This is a genomic window from Streptomyces sp. NBC_01478 (assembly GCF_036227225.1).
In the GTDB taxonomy this organism is placed as follows: Bacteria; Actinomycetota; Actinomycetes; order Streptomycetales; family Streptomycetaceae; genus Streptomyces.
Window position 1 is genome coordinate 9,138,862 of sequence record NZ_CP109444.1, and the last position, 25,766, is coordinate 9,164,627.

A 25,766-nucleotide genomic window follows, 5' to 3' on the forward strand; every position below is an offset into this window, starting at 1 on the left:
CCGGTCAGTCGCCGAGCACGTCCCGGACGAAGGCGTTGCTGAACGCGCCCTCGGGGTCGAGGTCCCGCGCCAGTGCCGCGAAGTCGCCGAGGCGCGGATAGCGCCCGCGCAGCACCTGGGCCGGAGTGGTGAACACCTTGCCCCAGTGCGGCCGTGCGTCGAAGGCGTCCAGTGCCTCCTCCAGCCGCCGCACCACGGGCAGTACCGCCTCCGTGTCCGCGATCCAGGTGAAGTGCAGCGCCACGGTGTCCCGCCCGTACGAGGGGCTCAGCCACTGCGCGTCGGCGGCGACCGTCCGCACCTCGCAGATCTGCAGCACACCGGCGACCGTCTCCCGGATGCCGTCGACCGCGTGCAGCGCGTCGAGCGCCGTCGACCGCGGCAGCAGGTACTCCGACTGCAGTTCCTCCCCGCTGCTCGGGGTGAACTCCGCCCGGAAATGCGGCAGTCGCTCGTGCCACGGACCCGGTGCCCCGAGCTGCTCGGTGGTGTTGACCGCGGGCATCCCCGGCACCGGGTGCAGCGCCTCCGTCGCGGGCGTGGCCCACGGGAAGTCGACCGGCGGCTGGTCGGTGCGCCGCTTCAGCCACACCTGCCCGAAGCGCGGCGCCCGCCAGTCGGTGAACAGACTCACGCTGTACGCCGAGGCCGCGACCGTCTCGAAGTCCAGCCCGGCGAGCGGGAGTTCGGTGAAGACGTACTGCTCCACCTCGAAGGCCGGCTCCAGGTCGAGGGTGAGGGAGGTGACGACACCGAGCGCGCCGAGGGAGGTCACGGCGCCGTCGAAACGGTCGTCGCCGCGTCCGATCGTCACCGTGGAGCCGTCCGCCGTCACGATCTCGACCTCGCGGACGGCCGCGGCCAGCGAGCCGTTGCCGACGCCCGAGCCATGGGTGCCGGTCGCCACCGAGCCGGCCACCGAAATGTGCGGCAGGGACGCCATGTTGGGTAGCGCGAGCCCCTGCCCGGCCACCCGGCGGGCCAGCTCCGCGTACCGGACGCCGCCCGACACCCGTACCGTCCGGGCCGTCGTGTCCACGTCGAACTCGGGCGGCAGTGCGGCGATCGTCAGCAGGGTGCCGTCGGGGCCCGGTTCGGCGATCTCGTTGAAGGAGTGGCCGCTGCCCAGCACCCGTACCCGCGCGCTCTCGGCCACGAGGGTCCTGAGCGCGTCGAGTGTGCGCGGGCGATGGAGTTCCTTCGCCGCGTAGGTGATGTTGCCGGCCCAGTTGGTGACCGTCTCCGTCATGCCTGTCGTCCCTCCGGGTTCGTGCGTTTCCCCCGACCCTCTCACCTGCCGATGACGAGTGCGGATTTAGTCGCGTGGTGGCGGTGAAAGTGACGTGATGGATGAATCTGTAGCCTATGTCCTGCGATATCGGTAGCCTCCGGTGTCATGACCGAACAGCTCCCCGTCACCGACCGCACCCGCCACAGCCGGCTCCGCGAGCAGGGCAGCCTCGACCGGGCCGACCTGGAGGCGATCCTCGACGCCGGGTTCGTCTGTCACCTGGGGGTCGTGATCGAGGGACGACCGGTCGTGGTCCCCACGGTGTACGGGAGGGAGGATCGGCGGCTGTATCTCCACGGGTCCGTCGCGAGTCGTAGCCTCGCGGGCGGAGACCCCGTGTGCGTCACCGTCACGCACGTCGACGGGCTGGTGCTGGCCCGGTCCGTCTTCGAGCACGGGGTGAACTACCGCAGCGCGATGATCCACGGGGTGCCCCAAAAGGTCACCGACCCGGAGGAGAAACTGGCCGGCCTCCGCCGCATCACCGACCACGCGACACCCGGCCAGTGGTCGTACGCCCGCCTCCCCAACCGCAAGGAACTCGCCGCGACCACCCTGCTCGCCCTCTCCCTGGAGGAAGCCTCCGTCAAGATCCGCACGGGCGGCCCCGACGACGGGGACGGCCCGGACGCCGACCTGGGCCTGTGGGCGGGAACGCTGCCGCTGACTTCGACCTGGGGCACGCCCGTGCCGGACCCGGCGCTGCCGGCGAACATCCTGGTGCCGGAGCATGTGGCGTGCCGCGAGGGGATGGGGCAGGGCTGACCTGGCGATGATCTCTGTGCGTTGGTGGTGGTCCTGCGTTGGTGGTAGTTCCGAGCCGGTGCTGCTCCCGCGCTGGCGATGACCTCTCTGCGCTGGTGGCGCTCCCGAGCTGGTGGTGCTCCCGTGCCGGCGGTGACCTCTCTGTGCCGGTGACCTCTCTGCGCCGGTGATAGTTCCGAGCCGGTGCTGCTCCCGTGCCGGCGGTGACCTCTCTGTGCCGGTGGTGCTCCCGCGCTGGCGACGGCCCATCTGGGCCGGTGGTACTCCCGTGCCGGTGGTGCTCCCGTGCCGGTGGTGCTCCCGTGCCGGTGGTGCTCCCGTGCCGGTGGTGCTCCCGTGCCGGTGGTGCTCCCGTGCCGGTGGTGCTCCCGTGCTGGTGGTGCTCCCGCGTATAGGCGCTCCCGCGCCGTCGAGGGGTGGTGACGCCGAGGGCGAATTGCCGCCCGGCCCGTCCTGCTCTGGCCCGCTCGGCCCGCCCAGTCCGGCTCGGCCCGCCCTGCCCCGGCCCGACAGCCCGAATGGCCCGACAGCCCGACCGGCCCGCCTGGCCCGCTCTCCTGGGCCCCTCCCGGGCCCGCTCTTGAGTCCGCCCGCACGAGAATCCCGCCGCGACGGCGAGTACCGACCACCGCGCGTCCCGGCGGTGCCGAGCCGTCCCCACCCCCCGACCGGACGTAACCCCCGGCGACCCCTGTGCCGCGACGGCGAGTACCGACCACCGCGCGTCCCGGCGGTGCCGAACCGTCCCCACCCCGCCGACCCGACGTAATCCCCGGCGACCTCTGTGCCGCGACGGCGAGTACCGACCACCGCGCGTCCCGGCGGCGCCGAGCCGTCCCCACCCCGCCGACCGGACGTAATCCCCGGCGACCTCTGTGCCGCGACGGCGAGTACCGACCACCGTGCGTCCCGGCGGTGCCGAGCCGTCCCCACCCCCCGACCCGACGTAACCCCCGGCGACCCCTGTGCCGCGACGGCGAGCACCCACCACCGCACGCCCCGGCGGCGCCGAACCAGCACCGCCCCTCGACCCACCCACGCCAACCTCCCCGCACGACACACCCCGGCGGTACCAGACCCACCCCCCCCTGACACCCCGCCCCGACCGCCCGACCGCCGGGGGCATACCGTGAGGAGTCGTACGCCTGAGCAGGGCGCCTGAGCCGGGAGGAGACAACGGGATGGGCAGCCGTACCGCGCTGGTCGAGGATCTGATGGAGCGCTTTCCGCATGTGCCGCGGGAGGCCGTCTTCAAGGAGGACCTGTTGCGCGGGGGTGTCGCCTTCGACCCGTCCGCGCTCAGCGACAACGAGGGTGGTGAGGTGAAGCCGAAGTCGTACTTCATCTTCTCCTTCGACCACGGCACCCTGCCGGAGCTGGGCGAGGCCGCGCTCAGGCGCCCGCCCGAGGAGATCATCCTCACCGGTGGGCCGTACGACCTGCGACGGACCGTCGTCTCCGTGCGCGTGAACCCGGCCTCGCCCTACCGCGTGGCTTCCGACGAGGACGGTGTCCTCGGGCTGTACCTCGACGGGAAGCGGATCGCCGACGTCGGTGTGCCGCCGATGCCGGAGTACTACAAGCACAAGCTCGCCAACGGGAAGTCCGTCATGGAGGTGGCCCCGACCATCCAGTGGGGCTACCTGATCTACCTGACGGTCTTCCGCGTCTGCCAGTACTTCGGCGCCAAGGAGGAGTGCCAGTACTGCGACATCAACCACAACTGGCGCCAGCACAAGGCGGCCGGGCGACCGTACACGGGCGTCAAGGACGTCGAGGAGGTGCTGGAGGCGCTCGAGATCATCGACCGCTACGACACCGCGAAGGTGTCCACCGCCTACACCCTCACCGGCGGCGCGATCACCAAGACCGTCGCCGGGCGTGACGAGGCCGACTTCTACGGCCACTACGCCAAGGCCATCGAGGAGCGCTTCCCGGGCCGCTGGATCGGCAAGGTCGTCGCCCAGGCGCTGCCGAAGGACGACGTGCAGCGCTTCAAGGACTACGGCGTGCAGATCTACCACCCCAACTACGAGGTGTGGGACGAGTATCTGTTCAAGCTGCACTGCCCGGGCAAGGAGCGGTACGTCGGCCGCGCCGAGTGGCACAAGCGCATCCTCGACTCCGCGGAGATCTTCGGCGCGCGCAACGTGATCCCCAACTTCGTGGCCGGCGTGGAGATGGCGGAGCCGTTCGGCTTCACGACCGTCGACGAGGCGATCGCGTCCACCACCGAGGGCCTGCGCTTCTTCATGTCGAAGGGCATCACGCCCCGCTTCACGACCTGGTGCCCCGAGCCGACCACCCCGCTGGGCAAGGCCAATCCGCAGGGTGCGCCGCTGGAGTACCACATCCGGCTGCTGGAGGCCTACCGCGCCACGATGGAGGACTTCGGGCTCAAGTCGCCGCCCGGATACGGCGAACCGGGCCCCGGCCGCGCGGTGTTCTCCGTCAGCTCCTTCATGGACAGTCTGCCCGCCGAACCCGCCGAACCCGCCGAGGAGCCCGCGCCTTTGTAAGGTAACGGTGTGGCCAACTCCTGCGACGGGTGAGTCGGGAGAGGCTCGGACACGTACAACTGCATAGAGGCGACTGACAGTTACCGCAATTGAATACGCGGCTTGTCAGTTGTGTGGGACGCGTGAAAGGCTCTGGCCCTGTCACGAGGCAGCCCCCCTCCAACTTGCTTACCGTCAGAGCTAGTTGGCCGTCATTCGTGGATGCAGGAGACCCATGCCCGACCTGCCGACTCCTCAGGACGCCGCTGAGGCAGCGCTCTTCACCGAGAGCTGGGACGCCGTGCTGTCCTACGCCGACCTGTGCACGTCCGGAGCCGCCACGGCCACCGAACTGGCCAGTGAGGCCTTCGCGCTCGGCATACAGGAGGCCCGTTCCGCCGGGTCCGGCCCGATGCGCGGACCGGCCCGTCGCGTACTGCCGGTGATACCGCTGCTGCTGACCGCCGTACGGACCACGGCGGCGGCCTGGGAGTTCGCCGGGCGGGGGCACCGGCTCGACCCGGACCTGCGGCTGTGGCTCAACTCGGAGAAGGCGGCCCGCTATCACGGCATGCCGCTGCAGCGCCCGATCGCCCTGCGCGGTCTGCGGGATCTGCAGGAGGCGGACGCTGCGCTGCTGTGGCTGGCCGAGGTGGAGGCGCTGCCGCTGCCCGTCGTGGCCCGCCGGCTCGGCCTCGACCCGGCGATCGTCTCCAGTGAACTCGCCCAGGTGCGGGCCCTGTTCAGGGACCGCTGCCACCGCAGCCACCTCGACACACCGATGGCCGCGGAGTGCCGCAGCTACGCCCGGCTGCTGGACGCGGTGACCCGTTCGCCCGCCGCCGACACACCCGAGGACCTCTCACGGCACCTCGCCACCTGTGTGCAGTGCGCGGAGGCCGCCGCCTGTCTGCGGCTGGCCGGCGGCGGACTGCCCGCGGCCCTCGCGGGCGGGGTGATCGGCTGGGGCGGGCTCGCCTATCTGGAGCGCCGCCGCCGGGCCGCCGAGGTACGGCTGGGCGCGGGGCGTCCCGTGGCCGAACTGGAGGCCGGGGAGCCGAAGGAGGGCGCGAGCAAGGCGCGCCTGGTGCGCAACGGACTGCTCGCCGCGGCCGTCGTCCTGTCGCTGGTGGCGCTCGGGGTGTCGATGATGCCGATGGGCGGCTCCGGGCACGACAACGCGGCCAGTGACGACGCCGACCGTCAGGCGGTGGCCGATCCCGGCCCCAGCATCTCGTCCGTCGGTGCCCACCCGTCGAGCACGGCCTCGCCGTCCGGCCGGCCCGCGGCGAGCGGCACGGCGACCACCTCCGGGGACAAGAACCCCGACACGGAACCCCAGGGCACCGCCTCGGCCACGGCGAGCAACTCACCGGCGCCGACGAGGAGTTCGGGCGCGGGTTCCGGTTCGGACACGCCCGCGCCGGCGAGCTGCGAGGTCACCTACGACCTCGTCGGCCAGTGGCCCGACGGCTTCCAGGCCGCCGTCACCGTCACCACCACCAAGGCCCTCGACACCTGGCGCGTCGCCTGGTCCTACCGCGACGGCCAGCAGGTCACCCAGATGTGGGACGCGAGCGTCGCCCAGGACGGCTCCCGGGTCAGCGCCACCGCCGCCGACTACAACAAGAACGTCGCCGCGGACGGCAGCTTCACCTTCGGCTTCCTCGGCACGTGGAACAACAGCAAGAACTCCGCGCCGTCCGGATTCACGCTCAACGGCACGGCCTGCAGCAACTAGCCCTGACCGTCCGGCTGTTCGTACGACCGCTCATACGGCTGTCCGTCCGGCTGCCATCCGGTTGTTCCCGGATGACAGCCGGGCGAACTACGCGTTCACGAACCGGTGTTGGTGCGCTTGCCGATCAAGTCCCGGTACAGGGCGGCACGTTCCTCGGGCGTCTTGGCCTTGGCCAGTTCGGCCTTCCAGTCCTTCTCCAGGTTCTTCAGCCGCTGCACCCACTCGCCGAACTTGTCCAGGTCGACATGGCGTTGGCTCGAAGCGAGGGGGGCGTCGGCGCCGGGCTTGTCGTCCTTGTGGCCGCCGAACTGGCTCACCGGGTTGTTCTTCTTCTCGCTGCTCGTGATGCCGTGTTCGTAGCCGTCGGGAGTCCGTCCCCCGGGCCCGGCGGTCTCCAGGCCGACCTGAAGTCCCCCGTCGCGCTTGTTCGTCGGAGGCTTGTACCCCATGAACATGTGTCCGTACGACTCGTTCGGCAGGATGGTGTCGCCGTGGTAGTCGGCGTTACCCATGCCTCCGGTGGCCAAGGGCAGGCCGTAGAGGTGGGTGCCGGGATCGAACCAGTTCTGCACGGTGGCGCCGAACTCGCCCTTCTCCACGAACGCGCCCCGCGTTCCCTCCGGCCTGTCGTTCTTGCCGATCTTCAGGTGATGGGTGGCGAACAGGCGCCGGGACACCGGCTCCTCGGGCGTCGACTTGGGTTCCCAGAACTTCCGGTCCTCCTTGGTGATGTGGAGCCACTGGGGCAGCTCGTAGCCGTGCTCGCCGTCCGCCAACTGCGGGATACGGATGTTGACGCGTCCGCCGTAGGCCAGGGCGTGCGCGACGTCGTCCTTGAAGTCCTCGTGCATCTGCGTCTTCGGATTGAAGACCGTCAGCCCCTCCTTCAGGATCAGGAAGATCTTGGTCAGCACCTCGGTGCCGCGCTCGACCCGCTCCCGGTGCTTGTCCGCGTCCGGCACGGAGTCGCTGATACCGGGCGGGAGCATGGTCGCGACGAAGGTCTGGAAGATCTGGTCGTTCCGTTCCCCCGTGAGCTGGTCCTTCTCCGACCGCGGGGTCTCCTGGTCGTGCATGGCCATGTGGCGGCCGAGCTGGTAGTCCGAGCGGGCGGGCTTGTCCGGTGACTTCCCCTCGCCGCGCTCTTCGACGTTCTGGTGCCAGCGCAGGGTGGCCACGAGGAGGCGTTTGCCCTCGGGCTGCTGGAGCCAGTTGTGGAAATCGCCGGCCTGGAGGTACGCGTCGGCTTCGGTGGTGCTGCACATCCCCACGGTCTTCAGCCACCTGGGATCCTCGGACTCCACGGCCTTGATCGCGTCGAGTTCCGCGTCCGTGAAGCTCGGGCCACTGCGCACCCGCCGGTGGATGACGTCCCGTACGTCCTTGTTCCTGATCGCCGTCTCGCCGCCGACGAGCAGCCGCGCGAGACGGGCGATGGCCGGGGGCGAGGCCGCGATCGGGGGTGAGGGCGAGGTAGGGGGCGGGGTCGTGCTCTGCGCCGGAGGGGTGGTCGACGGTCCGGGCCGGTCCGCCCGCTGGACGGAGACCTCCCCGGCCACGCTGCGCTGCACCGCCGCACCGGGTGAGGCGGCCCCGGGCAGCGACAGATCGGGGGCACCGCCCCGGGCCAGCTTCCGGCCGTTGGCGCCGGCGCTCCGCTCGAACGGGTCGTCAGGGTGGGAGACCTTCTCGCCCCGGCCGTTGTCGGTGCCGGGCACGGGCCCGAAAGCCTGCTGGCGTACGTGGTCGACCTCTTCGAACATCACCTCGTCCTCGACACGGCTGCCGCCGAGCACGATGTGGGAACCGGTGGTGTAGGCAAGGGCGCCGAGCTCCTCGGCCGAGCGCTGGGCCACCGGGTCGTTGTGCACGCGTACATGCCCGAAGTCCATGCTGTACGCCCGCTCGGCGCGCTGCAGGATGCGCGGCTCCAGCGGCCGGCCGGGAGAACCGACGGCGTCGACGACGGACGACCGCCGCTGCACCGGCACGGCCGCCTCGGTCCCACCAGCCCCACCAGCCCCACCGTGCTGCTCCTCGGCGTGCTGCTCGTCCCGCGCCCGCTGGATCGCGCGGCTCACCGCGGCGTTCCCGGCGGCCTGTTGGAGCGCGGCGAGCGGCGGCAGGGCGGCGGCGGGCCGGGACGCGGGGCGTTTGCCGGCACGGTCACCGTTCGCGCGGTTCTCTCCCTGGATACGCATGCACGGTTCCCCTTCGGTCGGCGCGCGCCCTTCTCTGGTGCGGGCGCTCTTCCCTCTTACCGGACGGGGGCCCGAGGGAGGGGAGTCCGAAGGGGCAGAGTCGGGGGCAGACCTGATGGGCGTTGCGAGCGAGCAGGCGTGTGTGGGGTGGGTGGGGGATGGAGGGTGGGTGGGCCGGGTGGGTGGACCAGGGCCCTGGCCGGCAGTCGGACGGCGGCCAGGGCCCGGCGCTCAGAGCCGGTTCTGGCGGCGGCGCAGAGCGATGAAGCCGAGCGTGCCCACTCCGGCGGTGATGAGGGCCGTCGCGCCCACGGTGGTCGTCGAGATCCCGCTGTTTCCGGTCTTGGCGAGCTGTGTGGTGCTCCCGGAGGAGGTCGTTCCGGAGACCGTCCCGGAGGACGTGGTGGCGGTCGGGGAGGTGGTCGCCGTGGTCGTCGCGGAGGGTGTGGTCGACGCGGAGGAGGTGGCGGTCGCGGAGGGCGTGGTCGATGCCGTCGGGGTGGTGCCGGAGGCCGCCGCCTTCACGTCGGTCGACGCCGACGCGCCGCAGAAGGTGGTGCCGGTGAACGGTGTCGATCCCTGGTTGACGAACACGCAGGGGTGCACGGTGGTCGTGCCGGCCGGCGCGTCCTTGCGGTAGGCCAGGCGGATCTTGGCGACGGTGCTGCTGTCCGCCGCCATGGAGGCGTCCTTGCCGACGATGTCGAAGCCGTAGAGGTCCGGTTCGGCGTTGGCGGTGATCGGCTGAAGCGTCTTCCAGGTGCCGGAACGCAGTACCTGCACGGTGGCGTAGCGGCTGGTGAACAGCACCCCCGTCAGGTTCTCGTACGCCGAGGGCGTGGCGTTGTTCACGGTGGCCTGGAAGGTGATGCCGGGGCCGCCCGCGGTGACGGTGGCGGGTACGGCGGACAGGCCGACGGTGGGCGCGTCGACATTGACGGTGTCCTCGTCGGTGTCGTTGGCGGCGCCCGAACTGCCGTAGGAGATAAGGGTGGTGAGCTTCAGGCTGTTCGTGCCGCCGTTGCCGTCGCCGTGGTGCGGGGTGCCCATGGGCAGGCCGAGGCGCAGTTGGACGGTCCGCGACTGGGCGGCGGCCAGCGGGAAGGACTCGGGCAGTTCGCCGGAGAACTGCGTGCCGGACAGGGCGAGCGGCACCGTCTTCCACGCCGTTCCGCCGAGCCGGTACTCCAGGCTGACGGCGTTCGACGGCAGGCCGCCACCGCCGTCGATGTGGTAGATCAACCGCGCCGAAGTGGTGTCGTCCGTCCCGACGTTGGACGCCGTGGTGGTGAAGTCGACCGGCCGGCCCGCCAGTCCGAGCTCGGCCGGCGCCGCGGTGGAGACGGAGAGTGCCGGCGGCTGCGGGTCCGCCGGCGCGGCGGTGGCCGCCGGCGCCAGGACGGCTCCGGTGGCGGCCAGCAACAGCCCGGCCCCCGCGACCGTGACGGACGAACGCAGCATGCGTGCGGAGCTGTTCAACGTTTCCCCCAGGATGCGTGTGTGGCGCGGCCGACTACCGTGCCCGAGCCGACGAGTGGATCAGCCCGTCTTCTCGCCCAGTTGGACATGCGGACCCGACAACTCGTTGTGGTGGCTCGTGTGACGGTTCTGTCACTGGGGGGTGTGGTTCCGTGCGGCGGTCCGGGTCCGCGCCCGGGCTTCGGTACGGCCTCAACTCCCGCTGAACCACGACGACTTCCGAGAGCGAGCCGCGGAGGGGACTAGAGCACGAGGACCGTCATCCAGAGCGCCCACGTTCCCGCCGTGAGGACCAGCACCGTGCCTCCGCTGAGCCAACGGCCGATCCAGATGAGGGTGTTCTGTTCAACTGCCCCGGTTCGTAGGGCTCGTTCGGCCAGTACGTGACTCAGTTGGCGCGACGCGAACAGCGCACTGGGCAGCGCGGGGAGCAGAGAGAACGCGATCCGCACATACCGTCCCGCGGTCGCACCGCCCGGGATCAGCAGGAGACCTCCGACTCCGAGCAGGACCGCGATCACGAACCACAGCCATGAGCGGAACGCCAGCACGTCGGAAGCCGGGGACCACACGCCGTTCTCGGCCTTCCGATGGATCTTTCCCGGCCGAAGCCGGAGCAGCTCCGCCACGGCCTCGTCGGCTTCGGCGGCCGCGGCCGCCGCCTCCCGCCGATCCCCTCGTTCGGAAACGAGGAACATCCACGTGGTCAGGCGGGTCTCGAAGGCTCGCAGGATCCCCCCGTGGTTCTTGATCGCCGCAGTCATCGTCGTTCCGCCGTACTGTATGTCGGTCCCACCCGCGTATCGCGTCGCGTGCAGCGGTGATGGTATCGACGGTTCGCCTCGGCTGCTCTGCCGAATGACCTACTTCAGGCAGGTATCGGATGACCTCACCACTGCAATTCCGCACGTTCACGGTCGACGACACGGGGAACGACCTGCCGTACGCCTTGCACGTGCCGAGCGGATATCAACTCGACGAATCGAAGAAGTGGCCCCTGGTCCTCTTTCTGCACGGGGCTTCCGAGCGCGGCGACGATCCGTCGGCGCTCGCCGTGCACGGGCCGGTGAAGCAGGCCGCGCAGGGCGCGGACCTCCCCTTCGTGGTGGTGGCTCCGCAGTGTCCGGCGTACAGCACCTGGTCGTGTGAACTCGACGGTCTGTACGCGCTGATCGAGGAGGTCTCGGCGCACCACCGGATCGACGCGGACCGGGTGTACTGCACCGGCCTCAGCATGGGCGGGACGGGTACCTGGGCGCCGGCGGCGCGCTTTCCGAACCGGTTCGCGGCCGTCGTGCCGATCTGCGGGGCCTGGATGCCCGAGATCGCGCCCCGGATCGCCGCGCTGCCGGTGTGGACGTTCCACGGGGAGGAGGACTCCAGCATCCCCGTCAAGCACACCGAGCAGGTCGTCGGGGCGTTGCGGGATCTGGGCAGTCCCGTCAGGTTCACCCGATACCCGGGGGTGGGCCACGACTCCTGGACGCGGACCTACGACAATCCCGAGGTCTACGAGTGGATGCTGGAGCAGCGCCGCGGCGGATGACCGGCGTCACGAACGCACCTGCCGTACCACCGACGCCCAGGCCCACTTCCCCACGCAGATAAGTTGGACACGGCGGTCATTCCGGCACTGACGGTTCCTGGGTTGGCGGTTCGGCCGACTGGGCCACCAGGTGGTTCCGGTGGCGGCCGTAGGCGAGGACAAGTGCCGCCACCACGGCGGCCGTCAGGACGGTCGCGCAGGTGAGGGCGAGCGGAACGATCCAGCCGCTGACGAAGTCCTTCTGCGTGCCGTTGTCCCAGTGGCATGTCGCCTGCGGTGGCAGAAGGCCGCTGTCGTAACGGACCAGATGGACCGTGGGGCGCAGTTCGAGCAGGTCGGGGCACGCGTGTGCCGGGATGGTCATGACGACCTGGAAGCAGCCGACCAGGTAGCAGAGGATCCCCGTGATGGCGGAGGCCTTGACGACGCCGACGAGCCGTCGGCGCTCAGGCTTGACGATGAGTCCCCCCGCTGCCGACCGGTGTCCGAGATGGGCGAAGTCCCTTTGCGGGCAGCCTGGTTGGGCTCCGCGCAAGGGGATCAACATAGTCACAGGTCGAAGTCGAATAATCGTTGGCGCTCCGTGGGCGTCGGAGGCTAGGTTTCTTCTCGTCCCAGTGGTGGCCGGTCGGCTGCCACTGTCGATCGAGTGTGTCCGGGAGGTGTGACCGATGGCTGTCTCTGTGATGGGCGCTGCCCGTATCCGGAAGTTCATCAAGTCCACTCCCGTGGCCTCCGGCTGACCTCAAAACTTCTCCCGCGTCTGTGTGCGCGGTGCCGGGGCCACCCTTGTGAAGGGTCACCCCTTGTCTTTCTCCTCTCTCCCGGGTTCGTCCTCGTCGTTCTCCTCCGTGCATCCGTTGCAGCCGTACGGCTGGGACGCGGAGTGGAAGGCCGAGTTCGCCCCGTTCGCCGAGCAGGGTCTTCTGCCCGGCCGTGTCGCGCGGGTCGACCGTGGTCTGTGCGACGTCATCACTCCGTTCGGTACGGTCCGTGCCGACACCGAGTTCGTCGTCCCGCGTGACCCGATGAAGGTCGTGTGCACGGGCGACTGGGCCGCCGTCGACCCCGAAGGCGGCAGCCCGCGCTATGTGCGGACGCTGCTGCCGCGCCGTACCGCCTTCGTGCGCTCCACCTCCTCCAAGCGGTCCGAGGGGCAGATCCTCGCGGCCAATGTCGACCACGCGATCGTCGCCGTACCGCTGAACGGGGAGATCGACCTCGGCCGTATCGAACGGTTCCTCGCGCTCGCCTGGGAGTCCGGCGCCCAGCCCGTCGTCGTGCTGACCAAGGCCGACCTCGTGCCGGACGCGGTGACGTTGTCGTATCTCGTCGACGACGTGGAGACGACGGCCCCGGGTGTGCCGGTGCTGACCGTCAGTGCCGCCGCCGGGGACGGGATCGACGTGCTCGCCGCGGTCGCCGCCGGCGGTACGTCCGTGCTGCTCGGGCAGTCCGGTGCGGGCAAGTCGACGCTCGCGAACGCGCTGACCGGCGAGGACGCGATGGCTGTCCAGGCGACGCGGGACATCGACGGCAAGGGCCGTCATACGACCACCACGCGCAACCTGCTCGCCCTGCCCGGCGGCGGGGTGCTGATCGACACACCCGGGCTGCGCGGGGTCGGGCTGTGGGACGCGCAGACCGGGGTCGGGCAGGTGTTCGCCGAGATCGAGGAACTGGCGGGACGGTGCCGCTTCCACGACTGCGCCCACGTCGCCGAACCGGGGTGCGCGGTGCTCGCCGCCGTCGAGAACGGTGAACTGCCCGAGCGGCGGCTCGACAGCTACCGCAAGCTCATGCGCGAGAACCAGTGGATCGTCGCCAAGACCGACGCCCGGACCCGGGCCGAACTGCGACGCGACTGGAAGCGGAAGGGCGCGGAGGGCAAGGCCGCCATGGAGGCCAAGCGGGGGCGCCGGGTCTAGCGGGCCGGCCCGGCGGCACGGCAGCGCCGCGTCCGATTTCCGCCAGCCCCGCCCCCGGGGATGGCGGAGACTGGACGGCGTGATGGACGAAGACACCAGGTACGAAGCCGTGCGGAGCCGGGATGCCCGGTTCGACGGTGACTTCTTCTTCGGGGTGACCACGACCGGGATCTACTGCCGGCCCAGTTGCCCCGCCGTGACGCCGAAGCGGCGCAATGTGCGGTTCTACGCGACGGCCGCCGCCGCGCAGGGCTCCGGGTTCCGGGCCTGCCGGCGGTGCCGCCCGGACGCCGTGCCGGGATCGGCCGAGTGGAACGTGCGGGCCGACGTCGTGGGCCGCGCCATGCGGCTGATCGGCGACGGCGTGGTGGACCGTGAGGGTGTCGCCGGGCTCGCCGTGCGGCTGGGATACAGCGCACGGCAGGTCCAGCGACAGCTCACCGCCGAACTCGGCGCCGGCCCCGTCGCCCTCGCCCGGGCCCAACGGGCGCACACCGCACGGGTGCTCGTACAGACCACCGATCTGCCGATCACGGAGATCGTCTTTGCCGCCGGTTTCGCCAGCATCCGCCAGTTCAACGACACGATCCGCGCCGTGTACGCGTCGACCCCGACCGAGTTGCGCACCAACGCGCCCAAGGCGCCGACAGCGACCAAAGCAGCGACGAAGGCGACCGGACCGGCCGGACCGGCCGGTGGAATCCCGCTGCGGCTCGCGTACCGGGGTCCGTACCGGTCCGCCGCCGTCTTCGACCTGCTGGCACGCGAAGCCGTCCCCGGCATCGAGGAGCTCACCGGCACCCCCGGCCGCCGCACCTACCGCCGAACCCTCCGCCTCCCCTACGGCACCGGAATCGCCGCCGTCGACGAACGCCCCGGCGCCCTCAAGTCCGCGTCCCCCGCCCATCCCGGCGGCTGGCTCGACGCCCGGCTGCACCTCACCGACCACCGCGACCTGACCACCGCCGTCCAGCGGCTGCGACGGCTCTTCGACCTCGACGCCGACCCGTACGCCGTCGACGAACGGCTCGGCGACGATCCCCGGCTCGCCCCACTGGTCGCCGCCCGACCCGGCCTGCGGTCACCGGGCACCGCCGATCCCGAGGAACTCGCCGTCCGGGCGCTGGTCGGGCGGGCGGAGGCCGAGCGGCTGGTGCGGCGGTACGGCAGGACGCTCGACGCCCCGTCCGGCGGCCTCACCCACCTCTTCCCCGAGCCGTCCGCGCTGTCGGCGGCCGGGCCGCCCGGCGACCCCCTGACCGTCCTCGCCACCGCCCTGGCCGACGGCACCGTACGACTCGACGCCGGCGCCGACCGGGACGACGCGCAGCAGGCCCTGCTCGCGCTGCCCGGCATGGACGCCGCCACCGTTGCCGTCATCCGCACCCGCGCCCTCGGCGACCCCGATGTGGCGCCGCCCGGCGTCGACCTTCCGGACGCCTGGCGCCCCTGGCGTTCCTACGCCGCACAACACCTGTACACAGCAGGAGAGTTGGAGTCCCGATGAGCACACCGACGACCACGCCGAAGTCCGCAACGACGACCACACGCTGGACGAGTTTCGAGAGCCCCCTGGGTCAACTCCTCCTCACCGCCGACGAGTCCGGCGCCCTCACCTCCCTCTCCGTCCCCGGCCAGAAGGGCGGCCGTACCGTCCAGTCGGAGTGGCGGCGGGACCCCGGCCCCTTCCGTGCCGCGGGCGACCAGCTCGCCGCCTACTTCGCCGGTGAACTCAAGGAATTCCACCTGGAGTTCCGCACCTCGGGCACCGACTTCCGTGAGCGCGTGTGGACCGCCCTCGACTCCGTCCCGTACGGCGCGACGACGACGTACGGCGAGATCGCCGCGCGGATCGGCGCGTCCCGGGCCGCTGTCCGGGCCGTGGGCGGGGCGATCGGTGCCAACCCGCTGCTGGTCGTCCGCCCCTGCCACCGCGTGATCGGCGCGGACGGATCACTGACCGGCTATGCGGGCGGCCTCGACCGCAAGGTCCAACTCCTCACCCTGGAAGACGCGTTGGGCTGAGCTACTCCGACTCCAGGCCCCAACTGTGGATCCGCCGCGGGTGGATGCGGATCACCTCCTCGCTCATGTGCGACCCCAACTCGTGCGGGCCGACGAGGAGTTCGGCCTCGCCCCGGATGTCGATGCCCCGTACCCGCCACGGGCTGACACTGACGATGTCGTCCACGACCAGGGCGACCTTCGGGTTCTTGCGCAGGTTGCGCCACTTCTTGGTCGTGCCCATCGCATAGCCGCCCACCAGGATCGTCCCGTCGGGCTGCGGGAAGAAGCCGACGGGGTTCGCCTGCGGTTGGCCCTGCGGGTCGACGGTGGCGAGGCGTCCAAGCCGCTGCGAGGTGAGGTACGCGCGTTCGGCCGCGGTGAATTCGGTCATGACCGCAGCCAAACACGCCGGGCCGCCCCGCGCATCGGCCTGCGGTCCCAGACCGCCGTCCGCCCTGCGTCCTACGCCGGACAGGGGACGTGGAGCCCCTCGCCGGTGATGCTCCGCCGTCGGCCCACTCCCGCGTGGCACGGTCGCCTCCTCGTGGTCGGTGGGGAGAGGTGGAGCGCTCATGGTCGGGGCCGGACGCATCGTCGTGGCATTGCTGGTGGCCGTACTGGGAGCGGGAGTTGAGCAGGGTACGGCGACCGCCGACGCCCCGGCCTCCGCACCGTTCGGCACCTGGACCGGCACCTGGGAGGCCGCCCCCTCCGGAACCGCCCCGGCCCGGCCCGGTGCCTCCTTCCGCAACGTCGTCCACCTCAGCGTCGGCGGCAGTGCCACCCGCGTCCGGCTCACCAACCGGCTCGGTACCGCGCCCCTGCGTCTCGACGCGGTGACCGTCGCCCTGCGCGAGGCGGGACCGGACGCCGTGCCCGGCTCGATGCGCGTCGCCACCTTCGCGGGCGCCCGGACGGTCACGATCCCGGCGGGCGTGGACCTGGTCAGCGACCCCGTCCCGCTCGCCGTGCCCGACGGCGCGGACCTGCTCGTCACGGTCCACACGCCCGGCGACTCCGGCCCGGCGACCTACCACCGCGCGGCCGGACAGACCAACTACCTTGCCCCGAGCGGCAATCGGGCCGCGGACATCAAGGGTTCCGCGTACAAGACGACCACGACCTCCTGGTACTACGTCACCGGTGTCGACGTCCTCGACGCCCCGGCGGCCGGCAGTGTCGTCGCGTTCGGCGACTCCCTCACCGACGGCAACGGCTCCACCCGCGACGCCAACCACCGCTGGCCCGACCGGCTCGCCGAACGCCTCGCCGCCCTGCCCGCGTACCGCCGCCTCGGTGTCCTCAACGCCGGCATCTCCGGCAACCGGCTGCTGCGCCAGGACGTGGGCCCGAGCGCGCTGACCCGCCTCGACGCCGACGCCCTGTCACGGTCGGGCGTGCGGGTGCTGATCGTCCTCGAAGGCATCAACGACATCAAAGGCACCCCGAACGCCACCGACCCCGCCGCCTTCGAGAGCGCGTACCGCACCCTCGTGACCCGCGCCCACGCGCACGGCATCCGCGTCATCGGCGCGACCCTCACGCCGTACGGCGGCGCCGGCGGCTACACGGCCGCCCGGGAGGCCGTACGGCAGAAGCTCAACGTCTTCATCCGCGGCGGCGGGCCCTTCGACGGGGTGGTCGACTTCGACGCCGCCGTCCGTGACCCGGCGCAGCCGCAGCGGATCCGGCCCGGCTACGACTGCGGCGACCATCTGCACTTCAACGACGCGGGCATGCGGGCGCTCGCCGACAAGGTCGACCTCACGGCGCTCGGCTGAGCCCTCGGGTCAGCCCCAGATGATGGCGCCCAGCCACGCGCCCGCGATCAGCAGGCAGGTGAACAGCTCGGTCAGCACGCTGGAGCCGCCCGACCGTATCGCCGTACGAAGAGCGGCCATGGCCTCGCCGTGCCGGCCCAGCCGGATGCGCTCGTGGAGGTAGATCCCGGCCATGAAGCCGGGGATCGCGCCGAGCACGGGGATCAGGACGAAGCCGAGGAACGCGCCGACTCCCGCGTACACGCCCATTCGGGGGGTCGCGCCGCTCGCGCGCAGCCGGCGGGGCGGCAGGGCCCAGCGCACCACCTGGGAGAGGAAGAGAACGACCGTGGCGCCCACGAGGACGCCCCAGGACACCGGCTGTGGGTCCTTCAGCGCCCACCACAGGACCGCGGCCCACACCAGCCACGACCCCGGTACTCCGGGCACCAAGACTCCGCACAGGCCGAGCAGGATGACGACGCCGACCAGGAGGAGTTCACCCACTCCCATCTGCCCAGCCTGCGGGATCCCGGGTGAAACCGCAGGTCAGCCACGGGCCACCCAGCCTCGTTCGTGGGCGTGCCAGCCCAGTTGCAGCCGGGTCGTCGCGCCGGTCAGCTCCATCAGCCGCCTCACCCGGCGCTGGACCGTCCTGAGGCCCACATCGAGCTGTTTCGCGACGCTCGCGTCGGTCAGCCCGGCCAGCAGCAGGGACAGCACCTCCAGGTCGGCGGCGTCGGGGCCGTCCGGTTCCCGCTCGGTGGCGCCGGACGGGCCCAGGCGCAGCGGGAGCGCGTCCCGCCAGACCGACTCGAAGAGTCCGCACAGCAGCTCCAGCAGGCCGCTCGCGTGCACGACGAGCGCGGCCGGCTCCGCGGTGGGCGAGGTCAGCGGCACCAGCGCGAGGGTCCGGTCGGCGACCACCAGCTTGGTCGGCACCTTGTCCACCACCCGCACCTGTTCGCCGCGGCCGAGCGCGGCGGTGAGTTCGGTGATGCCGTCCGGCTGGTCGAGCACCGCGCGTTCCAGGACGACCCGGTAGCGGACCCCGCGGCCGGCGGCCTGCTCCTCCGCGTCGTTCTCCATGCCGGTGACGGCGACCGGGTTCCCGGTGACCAGCGCGCAGACCTCCTCGGTCGCGCCGAGCTGGAGCTGCAGGAAGCGCTGGGTGACGGCCGCGGCGCCGATCACCACCTCCACCAGGTCGTGTACGGCGGGTTCGGCGGCGCCGGCCCGGTACTCCTCGGCGAGCAGCGCGGCGGTCAGTTCGGCCTGGTCCAGTTCGTGGCGTCGCCGGGTGAGCAGGGCGCTCAGGGCGACGCCGGGCGGGGCGGCGACCCAGCGGCCGGGGCGGGCCGAGGACTGGGCCGCGAGTCCGTGTCGCTCCAGGCGGCGCAGGGTGCGCTCGGTGTCGTACTCCCCGATGGCCAGCCGTCGGGCGAGATCGGGTACGTCCGCGGCGCCGACGGACACGAGTGCCCGGTACGCCGACTCGTGCGCCTCGTCCAGGCCTATCGCCGCCAGCATCAGGTGCCGCCCCTCCTTTGCGATGTGCGTGGTGTGCGCCATGTGCGTGGTGTGTGTTGTATGCGCGGTGGTGTGTGCGGTCTGGCGGAAAGCAGCCATGGCGCGAACCCGCCTAGGCACATCATCGCCGTATCACCCGTCACTCTGCCAAGGTTGCGTCACCGGGGCACCAACTGTCGCCCGTAATGGGCGTATTGGGTGTGGTTGGCCTGCGGGTTCGTGCGCGGCGGCTGTGGGGGAGACGGGCGCGCGTCACAGCGGATCTTCAGGAGAGCGGGTCACACTCGGGCCTGGACGGGCCGAACCCGCAACGGGATCCGGTCAGTTGGAACGTGACCCGGACCCATGCAGTGCGCCGGCACGCAGGGGAGCTGGGGCCGGGTCACTCAGATGTCGCCGGGCGGTCCTCCCGTGGGGGGTGGGGCCGCCCGGCGGCCCTGTGTCGTCCTGCGCTGCCTGTGCCGCCGTGTTCCGGATGAGCGTTCGGTATGTCATCCGACACGCCCTTCGAGCAGGGGCGCGCGTCCGATTTTCCGGACGCCCCGTTTCCAACTGGCCCGCGCGGTGGACAATTAGGGGCATGAGCCAGCAGGGGGGAACGCCGACCGGTCACGAGGACGACTGGTGGAGCCAGCTTTACGACGACACCCCGGGGGACACGGGGCCTACGGCCGCGGGCGACTCCGTCGACGACCGCTTCGTTTCGGCGGCGGGGACGGTGGGCGGGGGTGCCGGTGAGCCTCGGTCCCTCGACGCGGGGTCTCTCGATGCCGGGGAGCGTGTGCCTTCGGCGAGGGAGGGGAGGCCTTCGGCGGACGGGGGACCGGCTTCGCCGGGTGGCGCGGAGCCTTCGGTGGATGAGGGCACGCCTCCGTTGTTCACGCCCTTGACCCCCGCCGCCGCTCCAGGGGAGCAGGCCCCGCCCGACCCGACCTGGCAGGACCTCCCCTCGGACCCACCGTCCGAGCTCCCACCGGCAGCCCCTCAGCGGCAGGCCGGCGCGGAGTTTCCGCCCGCGTACCCGCCGCCGCCGACCGTTCCCGCACCACCCGCCGACCGTCCCACCGCCGCTCCGGAGGACCGCCGCCCGGACGGTCTGTCCGCCCCGCAGTCACCGGCGGCTCCCGCACGCCCTGCCGACAGTCCCGCGGTCGCCGCGGAGGGCCGGAGTCCGGAAGACCTGCCCTCCCCGCCCGCCTATCCGCAGTCGTCGGCGGTTCCCGCACCCCCCGCCGACAAGCCCGCGATCGCTCCGAGGGAGCTGCGTCCGGAGGACCCGTCCGGCCCCGGCCGCTACCCGCAGCCGTCCGCCGCCCCCACACCCCCGACCGCTGCCCCCCGCCCGGACCGCCCGTTCGACCCCCGCCCCTACCCTCAGCCTCCAACCACACCCGCACCCGTCGCTGACACCCCCATCCCGACCCCGAGGAACCTCCCCCGCCCGTACCCGCAACGCCAACCCCCGCCCGTCACCCCCCAACCCCTCCCGATCGCCCCGCCCCCCGACCTCCCCGCCCTCGCCCCACCGCCACCCCCGCCCGCATCCCTCGCGCTCGACTACGTAGGCTCCGGTCCGCCCACCTACGACGCCGAGCCCACCGCCCTGCCGCTCGCCGACCCGGACGACCTTGACGATCTGGTCGCGGACACCGTGCTGGACGGGGCGCGGTACGGGACGAGCACGATCAGGGCCGCTTCCGTGCGGGGGGACTCCGCGAGGTTTCGGGGGGAGCCGCGGCGGGATTCGTTGCTGACGGCGCGGTTCGGGACCGGGGAGCAGGCCCTCGTGCTGGTGGCGATGGCGACCGGGGCCCGGGCCACGCCGGGGGCGCATCGGGCCGCCGCCGAGGCCTGTCATTGGATCGGGCGGGCCGTCGGGCGGAGTCATGCCCGGCTGGCCGAGGACATCCGGGCCGCCCGGCGCGGTGATCTCAAGTCCGGGCTGCACCGGCTCACCGACCGGAGTCTCGGCAAGCTCCGCGCCAGCGCCGCCGAACAGGGCATCGACCCCGAGGAGTACTCGGCCGGGCTGCGGTGTCTCCTGCTGCCCGCGCATCCGGAGTGCCGTACGCGCGTCTTCTTCGGGGTCGGCCCCGGTGGGCTGTTCCGGTTGCGGGACGGCGAGTGGCAGGACATCGAGCCCGCCGTCGGCGACCTGAGCGGCGAGGCCGTCGTCGGGTTCGGGTCGCAGCCCGCCGAGACGCCCGAGGGCGACCGGCTCACCATGGACCTCGGCATCCCGACACCCCCGAGCCCGTACGAACCCGCCCCCGAACCGCCCCGCGAACCCTTCCGCTTCCGCGCCTCCGTCGCCCGCCCGGGAGACACGCTGTTGATGTGCACCGGGGGGCTGGCCGAACCTCTGCGCGGCGAGCCCGCGCTGTCCGCCCATCTGGCGGGGCGATGGTCCGGCACCACTCCGCCCGGTCTCGCCGCGTTCCTCGCGGACACCCAAGTGCGGGTCAAGGGTTATGCCGACGACCGCACGGCGGCGGCTGTTTGGGAGGCGTGAGCGCCCGGGCTGTGAATTCATGGAACCCAGAGGGATCCGTAGGACACAGGAAACCGAAGGGCACGCGAGAACCATGGCCAAGCAGAACGTTGCCGAACAGTTCGTCGACATCCTCGTCCGCGCCGGAGTCAAGCGCCTCTACGGCGTCGTCGGCGACAGCCTCAACCCGGTGGTCGACGCGATCCGCCGCAACTCCGCCATCGACTGGATCCACGTACGGCACGAGGAGACCGCCGCCTTCGCCGCCGGCGCCGAAGCGCAGATAACCGGGAAGCTCGCGGCCTGCGCCGGCTCCTGCGGCCCGGGCAACCTGCACCTCATCAACGGCCTCTACGACGCCCACCGCTCCATGGCCCCGGTCCTCGCCCTCGCCTCGCAGATCCCGTCCAGCGAGATCGGCCTCGGCTACTTCCAGGAGACCCACCCGGAGCGGCTCTTCCAGGAGTGCAGTCACTACAGCGAACTCATCTCCAACCCCAAGCAGATGCCCCGCCTCCTCCAGACCGCCATCCAGCACGCGGTCGGACAGAGCGGCGTCAGCGTCGTCTCCCTCCCCGGCGACATCGCCTCCGAGCCCGCCCCGGACAAGGCCGCCGAGACCGCCCTCGTCACCTCCCGCCCCTCCGTCCGCCCCGGCGACACCGAGATCGACAAGCTCGTCGAGCTGATCGACGCTGCGGACAAGGTCACCCTGTTCTGTGGCAGCGGTGTCGCCGGCGCGCACGCCGAGGTCATGGAGTTCGCCGGGAAGATCAAGTCCCCGATCGGACACGCCCTGCGGGGCAAGGAATGGATTCAGTACGACAACAAGTTCGATGTCGGGATGAGCGGACTGCTCGGCTACGGCGCCGCCTACGAGGCCACCCACGAGTGCGATCTCCTCATCCTCATCGGCACCGACTTCCCGTACAACGCGTTCCTGCCCGACGACGTGAAGATCGCCCAGATCGACGTACGGCCCGAACACCTCGGCCGGCGCTCGAAGTTGGACCTCGCGGTGTGGGGCGACGCGAAGGAGACGCTGCGCTGTCTCACCCCGCGGGTGCGGCCGAAGGACGACCGGCGGTTCCTCGACCGGATGCTCAAGAAGCACGCCGACGCGCTGGAGGGCGTCGTCAAGGCGTACACGCGGAAGGTTGAGAAGCACGTCCCGATCCACCCCGAGTACGTGGCCTCCGTGATCGACGAACTGGCCGACGAGGACGCCGTGTTCACGGTCGACACCGGTATGTGCAACGTCTGGGCCGCGCGCTACATCACGCCCAACGGCCGTCGTCGCGTGATCGGTTCGTTCTCGCACGGGTCGATGGCGAACGCGCTGCCGATGGCGATCGGCGCCCAGTTCACCGACACCGAGCGGCAGGTCGTGTCGATGTCCGGCGACGGCGGATTCTCCATGCTGATGGGCGACTTCCTCACCCTCGTCCAGTACGACCTGCCGGTGAAGGTCGTCCTGTTCAACAACTCCTCCCTGGGCATGGTCGAGTTGGAGATGCTGGTCGCCGGTCTCCCGTCGTACGGCACCACCAACAAGAACCCCGACTTCGGTGCCGTGGCGCGCGCCTGCGGTGCCTACGGTGTGCGGGTCGAGAAGCCCAAGGACCTGGAAGGCGCGCTGAAGGCCGCCTTCAAGCACAAGGGCCCGGCCCTCGTCGACGTCGTCACCGACCCCAACGCCCTGTCCATCCCGCCGAAGATCAGCGCCGAGATGGTGACCGGCTTCGCGCTGTCGGCGTCGAAGATCGTGCTGGACGGGGGAGTCGGACGCATGCTGCAGATGGCCCGGTCCAACATCAGGAACGTACGCGGGCTCTAACCGTCGTACGGCGCCCAGCCGTTCGCCGCGTACCAGTAGTGCGGCAGGCCCTTGATGCTCGTCGTGCGGAACGGCTTGCCGTGGTCGTCGATGCGGAGGGTGCCGGTGCGGCCCAGGGAGGACCAGTCCAGTTCGAGGTACCAGCGGCAGTCGCAGGTCCCGGTGCGGGCCTTGACCAGCAGGACTTCCGGGTCCGTGGCCGAGACCCGGTAGGGCAGGTGTACCGCAGGGGTCGGCTTGCCCATCTCGCCGCCCGGCTCCGGGACGGCGAGGGGGCGGTGGGCGTCCAGGTTCACGCCGAAGTAGCGCGGGGTGATGTCCCCGCCGCAGCCCTGGGCCATCGAGTAGGCGGTGCCCGGGGCGGGTGTCGAACGGCCGACGACGCGGACCCGAAGTGCTTCCAGGACCACGGCTGTTGAGGTCTTGCCCTGCACCGAGATCTCGACGTCCGTCTGCCCGCCGTGCACCGCGTGCTGCGTCGCCGCCCAGTCCCCGGCGTCCTGCTGGACCGGGGGCGGCGGCACCTCCTTGGGCGCCTTGTCGATGACGTAGTCGTGGTCGCAGCCGATCTCCCAGACCTGGGAGTCGGCGGTCCAGGCGAGTGGGGCGGGTGGTGTGGGTGGTGCGGACGGCGAGGCCATGGCCGTACTGCCGGCCTTGGACTTGGCCGTGCCGTGGGTGGAGACCGCCGACAGGGTGCCCCACGCGGCGAGCGTCGCGCACACCACGGCGACCGTGAGCGTGAGCCGCCGGCGGTACCAGCGGCTGGGCGTCGGCGCGGGGACTTCCTCCGGCACCGGTTCAGGGACCGGGTTCTCGGCGGGCCGGGGCCGCTGCCGTGCCGCCACCGCCAGGATCCAGTACCGGTGCAGCTCCAGCCGCTCCTCCGGGGGCGCCCCGCACAGCGCCGCGAAACGCTCCACGGGCGCGAAGCCGAGGGGGACCGCCTCGCCCACGCAGTAGCGGTGCAGGGTCGAGGCGTTCATGTTCAGGCGGCGGGCCAACTGGCTGTAGCTGCGGTCCGTGCGGTCCTTCAGCCGGCGCAGCAGTGCCGCGAACTCCTCGACGTCCTTGTCGTTGCCCTCGCCCGACACCGTCGCCCCTCTGCGTCGCGTCCCAGGACGGCATCCCAGGCACACCACAGAAGAGGAGGTCAGCGGGGGTGGGACGGTTCCACCGTCGCGGGGTCGGTGTCGGTCGTTGCGGTCGTCCGGGCCGGGCACCGAAGCTCTGACCGACCACATCGCACGGCACCGATCCGAAACGGGGACCACACGTGAACAGCAAGAAGGCCACGCGCCGCACCGCCCTCGCCGCCGCCCTCGCCCTCGCCCTCGGGCTGGGCGTGGCGGCCCAGGCCTCCGCCGGCGCCCCGCGCTCGGTGAGCGGCTCGCCGGACGACAACATCACCCGCATCGCCGACTTCTACGGCGCCTACGTCGACGCCGAGAGCGACCTCGACAGCGGCGGCGAGCTCGCCCGGCAACTGCGCGCCTACTACCTCACCCCCGCCTACCTGAAGGAGCTGACGGCCTGGGAGAACAAGAACCACGCGGACGGCGTCCTTCAGGCCCAGAACATCCCCTTGAGCTGGAAGGTCACCGACAACGGCACCGCCGGGTACACCGAGGCCGCCATCACCCTCACCTGGGGCGGCGGGGACACCACCAGGCTGATCGTCGACATGACCCGCACGACCCACAAGATCTTCCACATCGGCACGAAGGGGATCGGCGGCAAGTAGCCCCCGTAGCCGAGCCGTTCGCGGTTGCTGAGCGGCTGATTCCGGCCAGATTCGCGGAGGGTGGACCTCAGGGTGGTCCGGGGGGACCAACCGTCCCACGCCTTCGCGGACTACGGCCGGATCGGCAGCCCCGCATCGGCAGTCGGTTCGATCGCCGGTGGTCAGGACGGCACGGGGTGTCTGGTCCCGGTGCCGGGAGCCGGCACATCCCGGAAGGGAACGCCCCGACCGCCCCACCCGCGTCGCATGCTCCGTACGGCGGCCGTTCGACCGTACGGACGGCACGGCCCCCGATTCCTCCGCCTCGCCGGACTCGGCGCAACTGTGGCCGAACACCCGGTCGTTGTCACTTCGACATGACTGCCCTGTTCCCGGCGAGGGCATGGATCCCCGTGAACGTGTTCGAGCAGGAGGGAACCGGAAACCGGCGTGCAGGCGGGGGTCATGAAAAGGCAAGCACGAGGGGGCGGTCCCATGGCGATCGGGGCCTCCTCGTCGAAAGCGGTGGAGGACAAGGCCGACAGCGCCACGCAACCGGCGCAGCCGCCTCAACTGAGGCGCAGACTCGGACGCGCGGACCTGCGGGCGGTGCCCGAGGCGCGCAGAGCGTTGCGTGAACTGTTACGGCACTGGGGGAGGCCGGGACGATCGGAGATAGCGGAACTGCTCACGAGTGAACTCGTCACCAACGCGCTGATCCACACCGACCGCGACGCCGTGCTCACGGCGACCGTCGGACCGGATGGACTCCGCGTGGAAGTAAGGGACTTCGTGGCCCGCAGGCCCCGACTGCGCGTACCGGACGCCGACGACGGTACGCACGGGCGGGGCCTGGTGCTGGTGCAGTCCCTCGCGGACGCGTGGGGAGTGTCGCCCCACGGGGTCGGCAAGTCCGTCTGGTTCGAGCTGGATTCGGACGCGGCATGAGCAACGGGACGGGGGCGGCGT

At 71.4% G+C, this 25,766-nt stretch carries 21 protein-coding genes; 12 read left to right on the forward strand and 9 right to left on the reverse strand.

Annotation, left to right across the window (positions count from 1 at the left end; translation table 11 throughout):
* Positions 1–4: 4 nt before the first annotated feature.
* A complete protein-coding gene (locus tag OG223_RS40925) occupies positions 5–1,249 on the reverse strand; it encodes a D-arabinono-1,4-lactone oxidase (RefSeq protein WP_329260253.1) in 1,245 nt (414 codons plus the stop codon).
* A 147-nt stretch (positions 1,250–1,396) separates the two neighbouring features.
* Between OG223_RS40925 and OG223_RS40930 the strand changes: the two genes are divergently transcribed.
* The 3 genes from OG223_RS40930 (at position 1,397) to OG223_RS40940 (ending at position 6,295) form a co-directional block, all read left to right on the forward strand.
* Positions 1,397–2,056, forward strand: a complete 660-nt coding sequence (locus OG223_RS40930; protein ID WP_329260254.1) for a pyridoxamine 5'-phosphate oxidase family protein — start codon at positions 1,397–1,399, stop codon at positions 2,054–2,056.
* 1,181 nt (positions 2,057–3,237) lie between these two features.
* Positions 3,238–4,575 carry a radical SAM protein gene (locus tag OG223_RS40935; protein WP_329260264.1) on the forward strand — a complete coding sequence of 446 codons (1,338 nt, stop codon included), beginning with the start codon at positions 3,238–3,240 and terminating at the stop codon, positions 4,573–4,575.
* 214 nt (positions 4,576–4,789) lie between these two features.
* A complete protein-coding gene (locus OG223_RS40940; protein ID WP_329260277.1) occupies positions 4,790–6,295 on the forward strand; it encodes a cellulose binding domain-containing protein in 1,506 nt (501 codons plus the stop codon).
* Between the two features lie 95 nt (positions 6,296–6,390).
* Here OG223_RS40940 and OG223_RS40945 read toward each other — a convergent pair whose 3' ends face one another.
* From OG223_RS40945 to OG223_RS40955, 3 genes are all read right to left on the reverse strand, one after another.
* The gene (locus OG223_RS40945; protein WP_329260278.1) at positions 6,391–8,496 is read right to left on the reverse strand and encodes an eCIS core domain-containing protein; all 2,106 of its coding nucleotides are present in this window, start codon (positions 8,494–8,496) and stop codon (positions 6,391–6,393) included.
* Between the two features lie 231 nt (positions 8,497–8,727).
* Positions 8,728–9,975, reverse strand: a complete 1,248-nt coding sequence (locus OG223_RS40950) for a hypothetical protein (RefSeq protein WP_329260279.1) — start codon at positions 9,973–9,975, stop codon at positions 8,728–8,730.
* Positions 9,976–10,217: 242 nt separating this feature from the next.
* On the reverse strand, positions 10,218–10,739 hold the full coding sequence (locus OG223_RS40955; protein ID WP_329260280.1) for a hypothetical protein: 522 nt from the start codon (positions 10,737–10,739) through the stop codon (positions 10,218–10,220).
* Positions 10,740–10,858: 119 nt separating this feature from the next.
* On the opposite strand from OG223_RS40955, the gene OG223_RS40960 reads away from it, so the two are divergent.
* Positions 10,859–11,521, forward strand: coding sequence for a prolyl oligopeptidase family serine peptidase (locus tag OG223_RS40960; RefSeq protein ID WP_329260281.1), 663 nt, complete (start codon positions 10,859–10,861; stop codon positions 11,519–11,521).
* A 76-nt stretch (positions 11,522–11,597) separates the two neighbouring features.
* On the opposite strand, the gene OG223_RS40965 is transcribed toward OG223_RS40960, so the two are convergent.
* On the reverse strand, positions 11,598–12,056 hold the full coding sequence (locus tag OG223_RS40965) for a hypothetical protein (protein WP_329260282.1): 459 nt from the start codon (positions 12,054–12,056) through the stop codon (positions 11,598–11,600).
* A gap of 271 nt (positions 12,057–12,327) precedes the next feature.
* Between OG223_RS40965 and rsgA the strand changes: the two genes are divergently transcribed.
* The 3 genes from rsgA (at position 12,328) to OG223_RS40980 (ending at position 15,474) form a co-directional block, all read left to right on the forward strand.
* Positions 12,328–13,449 (forward strand): ribosome small subunit-dependent GTPase A, encoded by a 1,122-nt coding sequence (rsgA, locus tag OG223_RS40970; protein ID WP_329260283.1) that lies wholly within the window; start codon positions 12,328–12,330, stop codon positions 13,447–13,449.
* An 82-nt stretch (positions 13,450–13,531) separates the two neighbouring features.
* Positions 13,532–14,956 (forward strand): DNA-3-methyladenine glycosylase 2 family protein, encoded by a 1,425-nt coding sequence (locus OG223_RS40975; protein ID WP_329265730.1) that lies wholly within the window; start codon positions 13,532–13,534, stop codon positions 14,954–14,956.
* A complete protein-coding gene (locus OG223_RS40980) occupies positions 14,953–15,474 on the forward strand; it encodes a methylated-DNA--[protein]-cysteine S-methyltransferase (protein ID WP_329260284.1) in 522 nt (173 codons plus the stop codon). The genes OG223_RS40975 and OG223_RS40980 overlap by 4 nt, the downstream gene beginning before the upstream one ends.
* A 1-nt stretch (position 15,475) precedes the next feature.
* Here the strand turns inward: OG223_RS40980 and OG223_RS40985 are convergent, their stop codons facing one another.
* Entirely contained in the window at positions 15,476–15,847 is a 372-nt protein-coding gene (locus tag OG223_RS40985) for a PPOX class F420-dependent oxidoreductase (RefSeq protein ID WP_329260296.1), read from the reverse strand.
* Positions 15,848–16,028: 181 nt separating this feature from the next.
* Between OG223_RS40985 and OG223_RS40990 the strand changes: the two genes are divergently transcribed.
* Positions 16,029–17,237 (forward strand): SGNH/GDSL hydrolase family protein, encoded by a 1,209-nt coding sequence (locus tag OG223_RS40990; RefSeq protein ID WP_329260298.1) that lies wholly within the window; start codon positions 16,029–16,031, stop codon positions 17,235–17,237.
* A gap of 9 nt (positions 17,238–17,246) precedes the next feature.
* Here the strand turns inward: OG223_RS40990 and OG223_RS40995 are convergent, their stop codons facing one another.
* Both OG223_RS40995 and OG223_RS41000 read right to left on the reverse strand, forming a co-directional pair.
* Positions 17,247–17,729 (reverse strand): DUF456 domain-containing protein, encoded by a 483-nt coding sequence (locus OG223_RS40995; protein ID WP_329260300.1) that lies wholly within the window; start codon positions 17,727–17,729, stop codon positions 17,247–17,249.
* A 36-nt stretch (positions 17,730–17,765) separates the two neighbouring features.
* Positions 17,766–18,746 carry a helix-turn-helix domain-containing protein gene (locus tag OG223_RS41000; protein ID WP_329265731.1) on the reverse strand — a complete coding sequence of 327 codons (981 nt, stop codon included), beginning with the start codon at positions 18,744–18,746 and terminating at the stop codon, positions 17,766–17,768.
* 580 nt (positions 18,747–19,326) lie between these two features.
* On the opposite strand from OG223_RS41000, the gene OG223_RS41005 reads away from it, so the two are divergent.
* Positions 19,327–21,258 (forward strand): protein phosphatase 2C domain-containing protein, encoded by a 1,932-nt coding sequence (locus OG223_RS41005; protein ID WP_329260303.1) that lies wholly within the window; start codon positions 19,327–19,329, stop codon positions 21,256–21,258.
* Positions 21,259–21,331: 73 nt separating this feature from the next.
* A complete protein-coding gene (locus OG223_RS41010) occupies positions 21,332–23,074 on the forward strand; it encodes a pyruvate dehydrogenase (RefSeq protein ID WP_329260307.1) in 1,743 nt (580 codons plus the stop codon).
* On the opposite strand, the gene OG223_RS41015 is transcribed toward OG223_RS41010, so the two are convergent.
* Positions 23,071–24,168 carry a helix-turn-helix domain-containing protein gene (locus OG223_RS41015; protein ID WP_329260310.1) on the reverse strand — a complete coding sequence of 366 codons (1,098 nt, stop codon included), beginning with the start codon at positions 24,166–24,168 and terminating at the stop codon, positions 23,071–23,073. The genes OG223_RS41010 and OG223_RS41015 overlap by 4 nt on opposite strands.
* A 182-nt stretch (positions 24,169–24,350) precedes the next feature.
* Here OG223_RS41015 and OG223_RS41020 point away from each other — a divergent pair, with 182 nt between their 5' ends.
* Both OG223_RS41020 and OG223_RS41025 read left to right on the forward strand, forming a co-directional pair.
* Positions 24,351–24,818, forward strand: coding sequence for a hypothetical protein (locus tag OG223_RS41020; protein ID WP_329260313.1), 468 nt, complete (start codon positions 24,351–24,353; stop codon positions 24,816–24,818).
* Between the two features lie 474 nt (positions 24,819–25,292).
* Positions 25,293–25,745, forward strand: coding sequence for an ATP-binding protein (locus OG223_RS41025; RefSeq protein ID WP_329260316.1), 453 nt, complete (start codon positions 25,293–25,295; stop codon positions 25,743–25,745).
* The last annotated feature ends 21 nt before the right edge of the window (positions 25,746–25,766 follow it).

What these genes read in the sequence shown, in the direction of transcription:
- OG223_RS40925 (WP_329260253.1), bottom strand. Translation starts at nt 1,249, where the DNA reads ATGACGGAGACGGTCACCAACTGGGCCGGCAACATCACCTACGCGGCG.
- OG223_RS40930 (WP_329260254.1), top strand. Translation starts at nt 1,397, where the DNA reads ATGACCGAACAGCTCCCCGTCACCGACCGCACCCGCCACAGCCGGCTC.
- OG223_RS40935 (WP_329260264.1), top strand. Translation starts at nt 3,238, where the DNA reads ATGGGCAGCCGTACCGCGCTGGTCGAGGATCTGATGGAGCGCTTTCCG.
- OG223_RS40940 (WP_329260277.1), top strand. Translation starts at nt 4,790, where the DNA reads ATGCCCGACCTGCCGACTCCTCAGGACGCCGCTGAGGCAGCGCTCTTC.
- OG223_RS40945 (WP_329260278.1), bottom strand. Translation starts at nt 8,496, where the DNA reads ATGCGTATCCAGGGAGAGAACCGCGCGAACGGTGACCGTGCCGGCAAA.
- OG223_RS40955 (WP_329260280.1), bottom strand. Translation starts at nt 10,739, where the DNA reads ATGACTGCGGCGATCAAGAACCACGGGGGGATCCTGCGAGCCTTCGAG.
- OG223_RS40960 (WP_329260281.1), top strand. Translation starts at nt 10,859, where the DNA reads ATGACCTCACCACTGCAATTCCGCACGTTCACGGTCGACGACACGGGG.
- OG223_RS40975 (WP_329265730.1), top strand. Translation starts at nt 13,532, where the DNA reads ATGGACGAAGACACCAGGTACGAAGCCGTGCGGAGCCGGGATGCCCGG.
- OG223_RS40980 (WP_329260284.1), top strand. Translation starts at nt 14,953, where the DNA reads ATGAGCACACCGACGACCACGCCGAAGTCCGCAACGACGACCACACGC.
- OG223_RS40985 (WP_329260296.1), bottom strand. Translation starts at nt 15,847, where the DNA reads ATGACCGAATTCACCGCGGCCGAACGCGCGTACCTCACCTCGCAGCGG.
- OG223_RS40990 (WP_329260298.1), top strand. Translation starts at nt 16,029, where the DNA reads ATGGTCGGGGCCGGACGCATCGTCGTGGCATTGCTGGTGGCCGTACTG.
- OG223_RS40995 (WP_329260300.1), bottom strand. Translation starts at nt 17,729, where the DNA reads ATGGGAGTGGGTGAACTCCTCCTGGTCGGCGTCGTCATCCTGCTCGGC.
- OG223_RS41000 (WP_329265731.1), bottom strand. Translation starts at nt 18,746, where the DNA reads ATGCTGGCGGCGATAGGCCTGGACGAGGCGCACGAGTCGGCGTACCGG.
- OG223_RS41005 (WP_329260303.1), top strand. Translation starts at nt 19,327, where the DNA reads ATGAGCCAGCAGGGGGGAACGCCGACCGGTCACGAGGACGACTGGTGG.
- OG223_RS41010 (WP_329260307.1), top strand. Translation starts at nt 21,332, where the DNA reads ATGGCCAAGCAGAACGTTGCCGAACAGTTCGTCGACATCCTCGTCCGC.
- OG223_RS41025 (WP_329260316.1), top strand. Translation starts at nt 25,293, where the DNA reads ATGGCGATCGGGGCCTCCTCGTCGAAAGCGGTGGAGGACAAGGCCGAC.